This is a genomic window from Ruegeria sp. HKCCD6119, assembly GCF_013110585.1.
Classification (GTDB): Bacteria; Pseudomonadota; Alphaproteobacteria; order Rhodobacterales; family Rhodobacteraceae; genus Ruegeria.
On the sequence record NZ_WVQV01000007.1, the window covers coordinates 14450 to 28129 of the forward strand.

Here is a 13680-nt window from a genome sequence, read left to right on the forward strand (position 1 = left end):
GTCAAACCTCCAAATCTTTGTTCCGTACCGATTCCGCACGCGCGCCCTGAGCCCGCAGGTGTCCGTCAATACTGCTGCGCAGGTCCGAGAGGCTTTCTGCCAGATCCGCGAGATAGCGCATCTGTAGAACTGAATGCGACTTTGGCGGCATCGCCATTTCTGCGAAGACCTCTTTGTAGTCGCGACAAATTTGATCGAACTCTTGGTCTTTTTCCCGCAGGTTCCGTAGCAGACGACCCGCTTTGGGAAATTGAGATTCAAAGAATTCATCATCCGTCATTGGCAGCGCTTTTTAGGCATTCTCCCTCTAAGCATGCATCCAAAAGAATATGTATTGCACGTTTCAAGCCGCATGCTACGGTAGCAACGTGACGTCAAACCCTTATTGTGAAAGGATAGTTTTTGAACGTCAGCGTGGGCAATCAGGGCCAGACTGGTACTCAATCGTTCTCGGGCGAGCAGTTGCGTGCCGCGTTGGACAAGGTTCTGAGGTCGGATGAATTCAAAGGATCCGCCCGCATGCGATCATTCCTATCTTACGTGGTGACGGAAACGCTGGAGGGTCGTTCCGACGAAATACGTGCCAAGACCATTGCGATGGATGTTTATGGATACGACGCGGATGAGTTATTGAAACGCGAGGGCGTCGTGCGTGTGGATGCCGGACGTGTTCGGCGAAAGCTCCAAGCTTATTATGAAAGTAAAGGGGCCGCTGACGAACTGGTAATCTCATTGCCTGTCGGAAGTTACGCACCACAATTTTTGTCGGGCTCCGATCGAAGCAGACAAAGCTTACGCGTAAGGCAACGGGTTACCTTGGTCGTTATCTCGCTTTCAATTCTAGTAGCCGGTATTCTAACCGGCGTTCTGATCGGCCGCAGTTTGCAATCTGTTGCTCCAAAAACTGGCAAAACTGCGATCTACGACGTGTCTCCAGCCCGCGTCGAAGCAATGAACCTAAGCAACGCAGGCCGGGATCTAATTTTCCCGGTTACAGATTTGGCACGCCTTCAACCTGCGTTGTTGATATTTCAAACAGCAATTGAACGAGACCCGTTGTTCTACGGGGGGTACGCAGGCGCTTCTCAGGTCGAAACCATGTTCGCCATCATGAAATCCGGCAGTCCAAGTTCAAATGAGTTTTTGCGCGCGGCCGACAAGAATAGTGCTTATGCTTTGGAAATGGCTCCGGATGCAGCATGGTCGCTTTCAGCTCGGGCCTGGTTTGAATTTGGGGTGGGCAATTATGAAAGCGCGGTTGGATTATCCCAAAGGGCCGTAGACTTGGCACCCGATGATTCACATGTTGCTGAATTCGACGCCCTGATCTCCCTTTACACGTCCGATTTTGATCGGGTTCTGTCGCAATCAGTGAGATATAGAGCACTGGCCCAAAACGGTGGAGGGCTAGTTTTTGACAACGCATTGGGTGCGGCTCAGTTCCACACGGGAGACTATGCTGCCGCAATCCGAACGTTTGATAAAACAATATCTCGCGGTGGGCCGTTCGGACCAATTTCCGCAGCTTACCTTATGGCAGCCCACTGGAGGAACGGAGAACAAGCTGAGGCACAGCGGCTTGCAAGAGTATTTTCGGACACTTGGCCAAGCTTCCCCCTCGAAAAACTAAAGGCTCGGGTGTTTGTAGACCCACAGCCAGTTCAAGAGCTGATCAGTGCAATGATAGCTGCAGGTTGGTCAGGACCCGCCAAGCCCTGACGATTTTCTATAGGGTTTGTAATAATTCGTTCAGAGGCATGCGCTTCCAAGGAGGAGGTGCGTTGGTTGTGAAGTGGACGAACCTCCAGACGAGATCAAAACAAAGTTCATCGATACCGAATGGGTGTGTGATGGACAGACAAAGGTCTGCTCTTGGCTCCCGATGAGATAATCTTTGCACTCGCAGCGAACTTCTGCTTCCGCCCGTCCCGCCAGTGCTGCGCCTGCTGCTTCTACTAATTTGAGCTTTGCCATGGCTCTGGCTCTCCAAACAGTCGTGCCGAAGTGCAAAGTTTAACTCGAAATGCAAAGTCATGCCCGAACCTATAGATAGATCAGGCAGTGCCCCTGCCCGTTAAAACGGTGGTTGGCCGGCTTACAGGCAGATACAACCTGAGATCGCTTCACATAACACCCGTTCAGCGGTGTTCGCGCTTTGTTGCGGCTTCGGCGCTCACGCAGGAGTTGACTTAACGGGTTACCATCACTGCCGAGCAAAATTGTGACAGAACCGGGATCTCTGAAACGTAGCAACGATGTGAGTATCAACTTGTAACCTCATCAGTTTTGCATCACGTTTGGCGCAATGCAGTATAATCTATCAACTTTATCACCTTCACAATTCGAAGCACTTTCCGCGGACCTGATTGGTCGCGACACCAATCTTCGGTTTGAACAATTTGGTGACGGTCCGGATGGCGGCATTGACGGTCGTCACGCGATTGGTCAAAACAAAATCATACTTCAGGCGAAGCACTATGGTCGGTCCGGCTACTCTCAACTCAAGAGAGAACTGCGTGAAGAAAGGAAAAAAGTAGATAAGCTCGAACCTTGCCGATACATACTGGCAACTTCGGTATCTATGACGCCCGCACGCAAAGATGAAATAATAGGTATTATCGGAGCGAGCTTGATTGGCCCTGGTGATATCTACGGCAAAGAAGATCTCGATGGGCTTCTTAGAGCTAACCAAGATATTGTCGAAGCGCATCCAGCACTATGGGAGGCAAGCGGCAAAGTTCTCGAAGAGATTCTCAATAGGACACTTGATAGACGGGACCGTCGGCACGAACCCCCTGCAGCTCTCAAATCACTGCTTCCGAAACAACGTGACGTAGCCACACATACTGAGGCGGTCTCAAGAGATGTTGTATTCATCTTGGGCTCCAGTCCAAGCCACGATGATTTCATCCTTTGGCTGGGACCAAAATTAGAAGCAAGAGGGTACTCAGTTTTTTCTGACATTCTGACGCTCGAGCCCGGGCAACGATGGCGGAAGGAGGTCAACCGCGCGCTTGAAATTCGCGCAGCGAAAGTGCTCATTGTAGCAAGTGAAGTGACCCTCCAAGATGATCGCGTCATGGATACGGTCGACAAGGCCCGAGATGTCGCCCAAACAATCAACGATGAGAAGTTTATCATCCCACTTCGCATTGAGAACGGTGTACGAATTGATGGTCTGCGCGACGCTGTGCCGGTCGACTTTAAGCGCGGCTGGGGTGAAGGTTTGGATAAGCTTCTCGAAACTTTGCGCCGGCAAGCAGTGCCTCAAAATGCTGATGCTGTCGAAGTAGCCCCACAATGGGATGCATTTCGCAAGCGTAAGGCGGTGCCTCTTGTCCAAGAGCCAGAGCAACTTGTCTCTAACTGGCTTGCCGTGGTCGAGATGCCTGATGAGATCCACTACTATGAGGCAATCGGTGCAGTCAGCGAAGATGCGATCAAACGCCAGATTTCGCGCTTGTCCTATCCCGCCCAAAAGCACGGGCGGGGCGTTATTTCATTTGCCGACCCGCAGGACACTCATGACAGTATTGAAGGCATTGCGAGCATGCAGCTGCAGGCATCTGCGCCGGTGAAGGACTTCGTCGAATCCGGTTTGGCAGAAGCAGGTATAGAGGCTCGCGAAGCTTCAAACTTGATGACTCATTTCATGCGTGATGCATGGGAACGATATTGTGTGAACAAGGGTATGATCGCCTACGACTACTCGGCAGCAAAAGGATTTCACGTTTCCGCCGATCAGGCGCTAAACGGGCATCGTGTTCGCTGGGGAAAACAGGGCGGCGGTCGTCGCTCATCGATGCTGCGCAATATCGCGAATAAGCGGGTTTGGAAGTATGGTGTTACAGCTATTCCGCGACTTTGGCCTTTCTGGCACATGCGCCTGAAGGCACGAGTTCTCTTCGCAGACGACAACGGCACCGCCGAAGGCAAAGAGATCACTGACGCCAAGAAAATGCATCGCTTGCGCCGTTCGGGTTGCAAGGGGTGGCGTAACAAGCAGTGGCATGGACGTCTTTTGGCTTTCCTTGAACTGCTTTCAGAAGGATCGGCCTATTTGAGAGTACCACTTGCTCCTGGCCGCGACATGCTTCTTTCGTCAGAGCCCATTCTGTTCACATCGCCGGTCAGCACGCGCCTTCCCGATACCGCTGACGCGGACGGAGAAGAGCTGGATGAAAGCACGCTTGGCCGCCCCGAAATAGAGGAAGAAGACGCATGAGGCTTCGTGAACCCAGCCTGCTGGTCGAGCATCTTGACGAACCTCACTTGGACTTCCGTTTCGACCAAAAGAGTCACCACCCAAAAGACGGCCTTTTTCTATACGGGCCTCACGCAGCGAACAAAAAGATCAAAGAAGTTCGAATAGGAGTCGTGGCGACCCCGAAGGGGATGAAGCTCTTTCGGGAATGGGCAAAACGGCTTCAGAACGGGATCAAAGTCCCTCCACCGGGGCCGACAGAAAAAAAAGACCGTTTACATTTGGCTGACTTCATTGGGTTGGAAGAGACTTTTGGGATCACATTTGATCCAATGGGATGCAGCGAGTTAGTTGTTGATAGTGATGAAATCGAAAGAGCAACCCGGATCGAGAACAAACACGAAGCCGTTGATGTCGTTGCCCGAATTTACGCCGAGCGAGTCAAGAAGTTCCGACGAAACGAGGAACGAAACATTGATGTATGGCTCTTTGTGGTTCCGGAAATGGTCTACGAACGTTGCCGCCCAGAATCCAAACGGACAGGGTTGGAGTTGATAGCGGGCAAGGCTTCCAAGAAGCAGAAGACTCGCTTCAGCATGCCTCTCTTTGAAAGCTTGCCAGATTTCGACACGAGCGGTGAAGACATCTTCGATGACGTCCCTGACTTTCGCCGACGGATCAAAGCCGAATTTCTCGCTATAGCACCGTCGCAAATCCTGCGTGAGACCACACTTGATCCATATTCCTTCCTCAACAGCGCTGGGTATCCAACCCGCAAGGCGCAGGATGCGGCCACCATCGCGTGGAACTTGGCGACTGGACTCTACTACAAATCCCAATCGAAACCACCGTGGCGTCTGTCAGATATCAGAGAGGGCGTTTGCTACATCGGGATGGTCTACAAGAAGCTTCCCAACAACCGAGACAACCATGTGTGCTGTGCTGCGCAAATGTTTCTAACAGAAGGTGATGGGGTTGTGTTCCGCGGAGCAAATAGACCGTGGCAAACGGATGAGTACGAGTATCACCTGAGCGCAAAGGCAGCCGAACAACTCCTAAACACTGTCATCGAAACCTATACTGACATGCATGGAGCGCCACCAAAGGAGCTATTTATCCACGGCCAGACTTCTTTCAACGATGAAGAGTGGGATGCTTTCTGCCGCGCGGCCCCTCCGGGCACCAACGTAATAGGCGTACGCATCAAATCGACGGGCGGCGATGCCAAGCTTTTCCGTGACGGCGACTACCCTGTCATTCGGGGTACAGCGCTACATTTGGATGATCGAAATGCTTACATTTGGACGAGTGGATATGTTCCCCAGCTCGACACATACATCGGACCAGAAACTCCAAACCCGTTGTTTATCACCATCCTTAGATCGAAATACCGCCGTCCTGATATGAAGTCGGTTCTGGCCGACATCATGGGGCTCACCAAGATCAACTACAACTCCTGCAACTTCAACGATGGTCTACCGGTCACGGTACGGTTCGCAAAAATGGTTGGCGACATCTTGGTAATGGGCTCGGCCAAAGAAGGTGGACCGCAACCTTTCAAGTACTACGTTTGACTACATTTTTTTTTTCGTACGGCAGTTATCACAGAGGAGGAATTTTCCGGTCCGTTTAGTGAACCACTTCAGTTAAAGTGAAGGCAATCTCCGTTCTTTACAGCGCCTAAAAGCTGTAATTGAAAACACCAATAATGTTAGCAAGTCGACAAGGCCAGTTTAGCAAGGCACAATTTGGAAACACGGTTCAAGAAAAACGATGACTGATTACGTTGACTGGATTCGCCGACAGATCTCGGCGCAGACCGACAGTTTGGCACCAGATGACTTCGCGATGATCCCAACTACGCGAGGGCTTTCAGCTATAGTTGATCGTCAGTTCTCTGATGTTGTTTCGCAATATCGGTGGTTTGCCGTTCGGGCTCAACCTGAACACATTTACGCGGTTGCCGATATTGAGGGTCGCCGCATTGCCCTCCCGAGACTGGTGCTGACGCTCGCAAGCCTGGGCAAGAATGTAGACGATTTCAAACACGTGTCTTTCAAGAACAAGATCAGTTTCGATTGTAGACTGAGCAACTTGGAGTACCGGGTCGGTCGACAGGCGGTGATGCGTAACCGAAAACCGAAACGAAATACTTCTTCGCAGTACAAAGGCGTGATGCGGGCGAAGCGAACTGATGGTTCGATCTACTGGCGCGGCCAAATCAAAGGAAATGATGGCACGATGAGTCTGGGCAGCTTTGAAGACGAAGTGTGGGCTGCCACGGTCTACGACGCCGCAGCTTATTTGCTTTTTGGTGGAGCAGGCTATTCCAACTTTCCGGATCAAGCTCCAAGTATCGAGGCTTTAGACATTGCCAGGGCTCGGATTGAGCGCTTCAGAAACAGGCGTAGGCTTAAGAACGGCAGCGCGGAAACGTCGTAGTAGGGCTGGATTTCCTAATAAGCGTTGTGTTCGACATTTTTTGTGACGCTGTGAGTCGAGTTGGGGTGCAAGAGTTACGTGTCTGAGCATTGATTATGTCTCTTCAAACTAATTACAACCACCCTGACCTCATGAATGTCCGGCCAATCTCCAGATATCGAGTGCCAGTATTCCTGTAAGGCGACTTCAAGACTGTCCAGATTTACCCGACGGTTATTCTCGTCTGGACGACGGATAGCTATGCCGAATGAAACTGATCACTCGCTCTGCGAAGTACACTATTTGGAATGTTTGGAATTTGGGTGGTTTCGACTACTGATCCGCTTGAGTGAGCATCGACATCGATCTTGTGATGTAAGCCAATTTCATCGCTTGTGCGCAACAGCCTTCTGCAAATCAATTCAGCGAGTGCTTCATCTTCAACTGCGCAAATAATTTGACGCCCACCTTGTCGCATCGCACTTAAGACTTCTACTAAGTTTAGGGCTCGAAAGTCATCCACATGTTGAACAGGATCATCCAACACGAGCGTTTCCCATTGCGACCAAGAGCGGGCCAAGTGAACCGACAAAAGAAAGGCAATTCCCGCAGCCCTTCTCTGTCCACTACTGAAGACGAACTGAGGGTTTAGTTCATTGCCTACTTTTAGGCTCAAGAACCTCCGAACATCTCCACGGATGCTGTATTCTATACTTCGCCAGTCCGAGTGCGGGCGCAATCTCTGATAGAGTTCATTAAGCAGTGGACTAACAAGAGCTAAGCGTTCATCAATAATTTCGCTTGCAGAGCGGCGTACATTCTTATCCAGAGTTTTAGCAAGTGACAGAGCCGATTGGCATTCAGCGAGTTGGTCTGCCGCGTTATCCACCAAGCTACTCAAGTCACCCACCTGAGCACTCACTGAAGTCAACCTGTCAACAGCCCGAGAGGCTTCCAGCGCGCTCAGTGCGCGCTCGACTTCAACCAGCTGGTTTCTTTCTTGTAACGCAATCATTGCGAGTGCATCAGCGCTGTGGATTTGCTCAAAAGGCAGGGCATACCTTTCAAACATTTCAACGTGCTTTTCCTCAAGCGCACGGATAGTTTCCCCTGCTCTGATTTCGGCTGCCCACTCTCCCTCAATATTCTCCCAAGCGACCTGAGCTTCAGTTTCTATTGACCGAGCTACTCCAGCCTGTTCACGTGCTGCTTTGATCCCTGACGCAAGCTTTTCTATGCGCGAGCTGAGTTTTTCCAATCCAACTTCAAAATCGTCATCTGTGCGTGAAGCCGCACAAAGTGGGCAGTGCCCATCATCGAGACCCACGTGCAAGCCATGCTCCAATAAGCTGGATAATGACGCGGCTAAACCGCTTGCGGCCTCCTCTATTTCCAATTTTCGCAGCGCGTCTTCAAGCCGGGTTTTGGCGCTCTCCAACCGGTCGAGCGCGGCTTCTCTTCTTTCTGATAGTCTCTGTCTATCTTCTACCCTTTGCTTGGACTCGTACTCAGTTCTTAACGCTTCAATTTCGTGCCCTAAGGATATCGCACTTTGAAACGCGCTTTGTCGTTCACGCAGGGATGGCAAGCTTTGTTTTGCCGTTTCTCTTAGTTCAGAAATACTACTGGTGTTTTCGACTTCGAAAACTGTTTCGAGAGTGCGGATGGCCGCGTCGACATCAGAGTTTTGAGCGGCAGCTTCGGATGCTCTCGAAAGCTCAACAAGCGCACGCGATTGTTCTCCTCTGGCCTTTTCATAGGCATCATTGGCCTGTGCAACCCGAGCCTCGGCAGCGGACACAACAGATTTTGCCTTTTCAGCGAGTTGACTATTTTCGATGGCACCAAAAGCCGCTCGCACGAGGTCAAAGCGCTCTGTTTCTTTTAGATCAAGGCTTTGAGCTGCTATCCATTCATCGCGCAGGATGCTGGTTTTAACCAACTGTTTTATAGGATCCTCTGGAGTGTCACCTGAACAAAGTGCTTGAGCGATCTCCTCGTCAGATTTGTCAGCGCGCTCTCCGCGGGTACGTGTAACGATAAATCTTTCTGAATTCTTTCTAAAGAAGCCGATACGAACAAAATGTGCATCAGGCTTTCCCGTGCCGCGCCACCAATAGTAGTCGCTCACATTTTCTTTAGCCGCGCTTTCAACAGTGTATTTTCCAATTTGGCCGGTTAGTGCGAATTCGATGGCGTCACAGATTGTACTCTTTCCCACGCCGTTGCGGCCACTGATTACAGTGAACCCGCCCCCAAATTCAATTCGTACTTTGTCACGAAAGCCACGAAACCCAGAAACTTCGATAAAGTCTAACTTCATCTTTTTGACCTCAAGAGCTCTGCCACTTCAGCTGGCGATGCCGAACCGAGAAAGCCCTCCAAGGCTTCCGGCGAAATATCCTTCGATCTTTTCCTTACACGCTCGTCGAGATCAGCGTTGCTTATGACAGGACGGGCCCGGAGCGGGGCCAATGGCATCAGTGCGTTCTCCAAGTCATCAACGGTTTGGACACTGTGGCGAGCTATTTTTCGGGTCATAGAGAAATCTTCTTCCAGCTTTTCCACGGATCGCCGCAAATCTGGCGCATGCTCAGCAGTAAGAAAAACCGAATAGACATTCCAAGCCTTGGCACCAGCTGATCGTAACGCGATAGCGTGGCGTGCAAGCACTTGGTCTTGTTTGCTTTGCCAGTCCGATAGAAGTTCTTTAGCGGTTTCAAATACATGTACGAAACCAACAATCGACTGGTTTTCAAAACAAGTCGTCGCCGGTTGTGCTCCAGGCCAGGTCCAAGTCTCATAGCCTGCTTCACGTAATATCAATTCGGATTGCGTATGAATGTCCATCAGATGCCCAACTCCACACGTGCCCTTTCAAAGTCCAACCAACGTCCTGATGGCGCCGGTCGAACTATATCGCCTGCTTTCCCTTCCCGAACAACATTTGCAGGCAAAGCATAATCTGTTGCACCGGGAGCAGCGACTATGTCAGCTGCTTCTAAAGATGGCGCTTCAGTAAAGCGCGCCTTCAACTTGCTCAATGCAACACCAGAACCGTTAACGACACGAATGGATTGGCCATTTAGGTCATAACCCAAAGCAGTTTGGATCGCTCCCGCCTTTCGAAGCAGTAGATGAAATGCTCCTAATATCTCACAATTTGCAGGGCTACTGAGAGTGGCAGGCTGCCCAATGGGAACCCCCTCGGCGTCTCGGCGCAGCCCATAAAGCGTCTCGGAGTCGAACTCTTCCATTTCAAGCAGAGCATTCTCAAATACATGACCCGAAATCTCCTCGTACGTCTCTCTCCCGGACGCGAGTACCAGCCGCAAAAATTTTGCAGAAAACGCATTGCGAAGCTCGTCGAGCGCCTCTGCACCCGATTGCTGCACATGCACAAAATTAACACCCTCCCCGTTTGCGATGCCCCAAAGAGAAGGCGCCTTTTCCTCAAGTTCATTGACTGGTGCTGGGTCGAAGACAGTTACAGATAGCGGTGATATATCACCCAGAATATTGCCCAGTATTTCATTCAGATAGTCCCAGTCTGACCAGAAGCCGACAACCAAGAGGTCTTTCTGCCGCAAGTTTGCAGCCATCCACTCTTTGCTTCGCTCGATCCGACCAGCAATAGGGGGCTCATTCAATTGCGACGGAGCCCAAACTGTAGCAGGTCGATCCTTAGTCGCGCAGCCATGAAACTTCAAAAGCGGCCCCTGCGTCGCGGCACGAACAGTCGCTTCTTCTCCATCAAGCGACGCCTGAAAGTCGAAACCATTCTCTACTGCACACCTTTCAATCAAGGTGTCATAGTTTGCGGAGAGGGCTGCAATAGCCGATTTAGTCGTAAGGAAGTCGGCAACGGCTGCGTGTCCAGCATTTGGTGGCCGAACAAATTGGCCCCATGGGACAAGCCGTTCTATAAAAACACTCTGAAGAGTATTCGCGTCGACGAAGTGTTGCGCCAAAGCCTCCAGATCATGCCGAAGACTAAGGTCAACATCTGGATCGACATTCATTTGGTAGTTGTCGAAACAATTCTCGGCAACTCTCCATGCGGACGGGAGACTGCTTGGTGCAGCCATCGACAGCCCCGCCCCACAAACAACCACCAAACGATCTGCGTGCATTGAAGCCAGTAGTTGTGTCCTAATTTCTGGAGACATCTATTTTACTCAAGCTCTCAATTCTAATTGGTTAATATGTTGTTTAACAAAAGATACCACCATTACCGAGAGGCACTCGGGAACTCTCCACCTTAATACTTGCGGTTGAAAGAACTCAGGCACAAGCGAAAACTGCGCCATCCAACTTGGTTTCATTCTTGGAAAGAGAAAGCCACCGCCTTTTGAGGCGGAGGCAATATTTTGTGGTCAGAATTGCAAACTGTTGTTGCTTCTCATAGTTGAGTTGATCCAATTGCAGATCGACACAAGTTTGGTCCTAACGGACCAATACGCCTTGGCACACGCCAGCTTTGTGGGAAGCGCGCGCGCCAAGGCGCAGATCTTCCACAAAACAACCCGGTTTTATTGAAATTGCCACCGCCTCAAAAGCGGTGGCAAAGTTTTTACGGTCAAAGTTGCAGTTTGGGCTGGTTAAATTGCAAACTGATGCAGACTTTCACAACAATTGTAGCGCTCCATTTGACATTACCTATCCACACACGAAAAACCTTTTTAGATCAACACACTCTTATCACAGAGGCACGGCATGTTGACCAAAAATTTCATAATGATTTACTTACATTTAGTGGAGCGACCGATTGCCTCGCCGCCTCCCTTGAATTGAAAATCCTCACTCGGTTGCCCTAGGTTCTGCTAGAGACAGAACCGACAATCTGAATAGAAGCGCCCTATCAACGAACAGGCAAGCCGCCATTCGCTAAAGAGTTCCTGAAAGTCAGCAGTGCGAACCTTGCAGTCATTGGTATTCGAGACATCAAGGCCTGCTCGTTTCTGAATGAGCCGTTGAAACAGTAAAGCACCCGTGGCCACCACGGGTGCTTCATTCTCATTTGTCTTGTTATCGCGCCAGTTCGTAGCGTGTCATCGACATCGTGGATGCGTCGATCATGCTCATGAACTTTTCCGCAGCTGGTGCCGAGGCGAAACTGTCCATGGACGCCTGGGCTGCTTCAGCGGTTTCCCAGTTGACCACGACCGCCCACTTGCCATCTGCGAAGGCAGCTTGGCGAGAAATGAAGCCGGGCTGTTTGCTGACATGCTCATCTTCGATGGCTTTATCGATGGGTTCGAAGGCTTTAGCTGAAACACCCTCAGCCAAATTCATCGTGACGATCTCGATAACGCCTTTGTCTTGTGCCATTGCGGTCCCTCCTAGAGCCATGAACAATGTGATCAGTAGTGCCTTCATCGCGGTCATCGATCAGAACTTGCCGTTGTCGTGAGCCATCTCCGATGGGATGTCCGCGATCACATCCCAATGCTCGACGATCATACCGTCTTCGACACGGAACAAGTCATAAAACGCAGTCGGTTTGTCAGCGAAAGTGCCCTCTGATGCAGTCAGGACGAAGTTGCCCTCAGCCACGACATAATGCACATCCGTATAGACCATCTGAATGCCCTGCTCGGCCATGCCAGCAAGGGCTGCGCCCAATCCGTCCAGACCGTCAGCAATGTTGCTGTTGTGCTGAATGTAGGTCTCGGTGGACAGGAAGTCGGTGATCCGGTCGACCTCGCCATTCTTAAGAATGGTTTCCACGAAGTCTGTGACCAGTGCCTTGTTGTCGGCCGTTTTGTCGAGATCTGTGATCTCGGTTGGGCCATCGGTTTGCGTGTGGCCCGAGGGGTTCGGAGGCGTGATCGGGGTCAGATTGTCCCAATGCTCGGCAACCTTGCCATCTTCAACACGGAACACATCAAAGCCGACCAGAGTTTCCGCACCAAAGGCTTGGGCGTTGTTATAGGTGGTATGCAGAACAACCATGCCGCCTTCGGAAATCACGCGATGGATGTCGACCTCGATCCCGCTGTCTTTCAAGCCGGGAATGAAGCCGAGGATCGGGGCCGCACCTGTGGGGACGCCTGGGTTATGCTGAATATAATCCGGTGCAAGCAGCTGTTCAGCGGCTGTCGGATCGAAGTTGATGAAGATGGCGGAAACGGCCTCCAGTACGAGCTCTTTAGGTGTCATTGGTATACTCCTTGTTTGGTTTGGTTGACGACCTTCACGCAGCGCGGGCTTGCGCCGTGGTGATCTTGAATTCAGTGCCCCATGGATCGATCAAACGACCGGGGGACAGGCTCTCGGATGCGGCCAATAGCTCGACACTCGCAAGACCAGTTGATCCTTCTGACCGTTGGCCTGCCCCTTGGGATTGCCACGCGTTCGCGGCAAGGTGGTGGTGGTAACCTCCCGCTCCGAACCAACGGGCCGAGGGAAGCTGGAATGTTTCCACCATGCCAAGGTCTTGGGTAACGAACCGCGCGGCTTCGCGCACATCACCAACGCGCAGATGGACATGTCCGATGACCGTGTCTTGCGGCGCGCCTTGCCATGGCGTGGCTTCTTTAGTGAGAGATTTCAGATCAAGCGGGCGCGTGGTCATGTGCACGGTGTCGCCCTGCCGCTTCCATGCCTCGCGGGGCAGGTCACGATAGATTTCTATCCCGTTGCCTTCCGGGTCACTCAAATAGAGGGCCTCACTGACGCCATGGTGTGATGCACCATCAAGCTGAACACCGCGCTCTGCCGCGTAGATCAACCAAGAGCCCAGATCCTGTTTCGTCGGCAGCAAAAATGCCGTGTGAAACAGTCCTGCATCTCTTGGAAACGGCTTCGCCTTCCGGTCCTGGCGCAGTTCGATCAACGTTCCGGCATCTGAGCCCAACCGGGCGCTTTCTCCGTTGCGTTCGATCAGCTGGAGGCCAATCACCTCTTCATAAAAGGCAGCAGTCTTATCCAGATTGCGCACCGTAAGGGCGACTTGGCCAATTGAGATGGGGGCGTCTGAGGTTGCCATATTCTTGTCTCCTGCGTTTCAGCTTGAGAAGAACTTAGCGATGGCCTTTACTCCACAAAATTGC

11 protein-coding genes are annotated in these 13680 nt (G+C 51.4%); 4 read left to right on the top strand and 7 right to left on the bottom strand.

Annotation, left to right across the window (positions count from 1 at the left end; translation table 11 throughout):
* Position 1 precedes the first annotated feature (1 nt).
* The gene (locus GS611_RS15030) at positions 2 to 280 is read right to left on the bottom strand and encodes a hypothetical protein (RefSeq protein ID WP_170347524.1); all 279 of its coding nucleotides are present in this window, start codon (positions 278 to 280) and stop codon (positions 2 to 4) included.
* 122 nt (positions 281 to 402) lie between these two features.
* Here GS611_RS15030 and GS611_RS15035 point away from each other — a divergent pair, with 122 nt between their 5' ends.
* The 4 genes from GS611_RS15035 to GS611_RS15050 all read left to right on the top strand — a co-directional run bounded on the left by GS611_RS15035 (position 403) and on the right by GS611_RS15050 (position 6646).
* Positions 403 to 1719 carry an adenylate cyclase gene (locus GS611_RS15035; protein ID WP_216598303.1) on the top strand — a complete coding sequence of 439 codons (1317 nt, stop codon included), beginning with the start codon at positions 403 to 405 and terminating at the stop codon, positions 1717 to 1719.
* A gap of 586 nt (positions 1720 to 2305) precedes the next feature.
* Positions 2306 to 4225 (top strand): toll/interleukin-1 receptor domain-containing protein, encoded by a 1920-nt coding sequence (locus GS611_RS15040; RefSeq protein ID WP_171636984.1) that lies wholly within the window; start codon positions 2306 to 2308, stop codon positions 4223 to 4225.
* A complete protein-coding gene (locus GS611_RS15045; protein WP_171636986.1) occupies positions 4222 to 5778 on the top strand; it encodes a hypothetical protein in 1557 nt (518 codons plus the stop codon). Before GS611_RS15040 ends, GS611_RS15045 begins: the two co-directional genes overlap by 4 nt.
* Before the next feature lie 199 nt (positions 5779 to 5977).
* Entirely contained in the window at positions 5978 to 6646 is a 669-nt protein-coding gene (locus GS611_RS15050) for a hypothetical protein (protein WP_171636988.1), read from the top strand.
* Positions 6647 to 6884: 238 nt separating this feature from the next.
* On the opposite strand, the gene GS611_RS15055 is transcribed toward GS611_RS15050, so the two are convergent.
* From GS611_RS15055 to GS611_RS15080, 6 genes are all read right to left on the bottom strand, one after another.
* The gene (locus GS611_RS15055; protein ID WP_171636990.1) at positions 6885 to 8948 is read right to left on the bottom strand and encodes an AAA family ATPase; all 2064 of its coding nucleotides are present in this window, start codon (positions 8946 to 8948) and stop codon (positions 6885 to 6887) included.
* On the bottom strand, positions 8945 to 9475 hold the full coding sequence (locus GS611_RS15060; protein ID WP_171636992.1) for a hypothetical protein: 531 nt from the start codon (positions 9473 to 9475) through the stop codon (positions 8945 to 8947). The genes GS611_RS15055 and GS611_RS15060 overlap by 4 nt, the downstream gene beginning before the upstream one ends.
* Positions 9475 to 10713 carry a hypothetical protein gene (locus GS611_RS15065; protein ID WP_216598304.1) on the bottom strand — a complete coding sequence of 413 codons (1239 nt, stop codon included), beginning with the start codon at positions 10711 to 10713 and terminating at the stop codon, positions 9475 to 9477. The genes GS611_RS15060 and GS611_RS15065 overlap by 1 nt, the downstream gene beginning before the upstream one ends.
* Positions 10714 to 11653: 940 nt before the next feature.
* Positions 11654 to 11956 (bottom strand): antibiotic biosynthesis monooxygenase, encoded by a 303-nt coding sequence (locus tag GS611_RS15070; protein ID WP_216598305.1) that lies wholly within the window; start codon positions 11954 to 11956, stop codon positions 11654 to 11656.
* 60 nt (positions 11957 to 12016) lie between these two features.
* On the bottom strand, positions 12017 to 12787 hold the full coding sequence (locus tag GS611_RS15075; protein ID WP_171636994.1) for a nuclear transport factor 2 family protein: 771 nt from the start codon (positions 12785 to 12787) through the stop codon (positions 12017 to 12019).
* Positions 12788 to 12821: 34 nt separating this feature from the next.
* The gene (locus GS611_RS15080; protein ID WP_171636996.1) at positions 12822 to 13616 is read right to left on the bottom strand and encodes a VOC family protein; all 795 of its coding nucleotides are present in this window, start codon (positions 13614 to 13616) and stop codon (positions 12822 to 12824) included.
* Between the last annotated feature and the right edge of the window lie 64 nt (positions 13617 to 13680).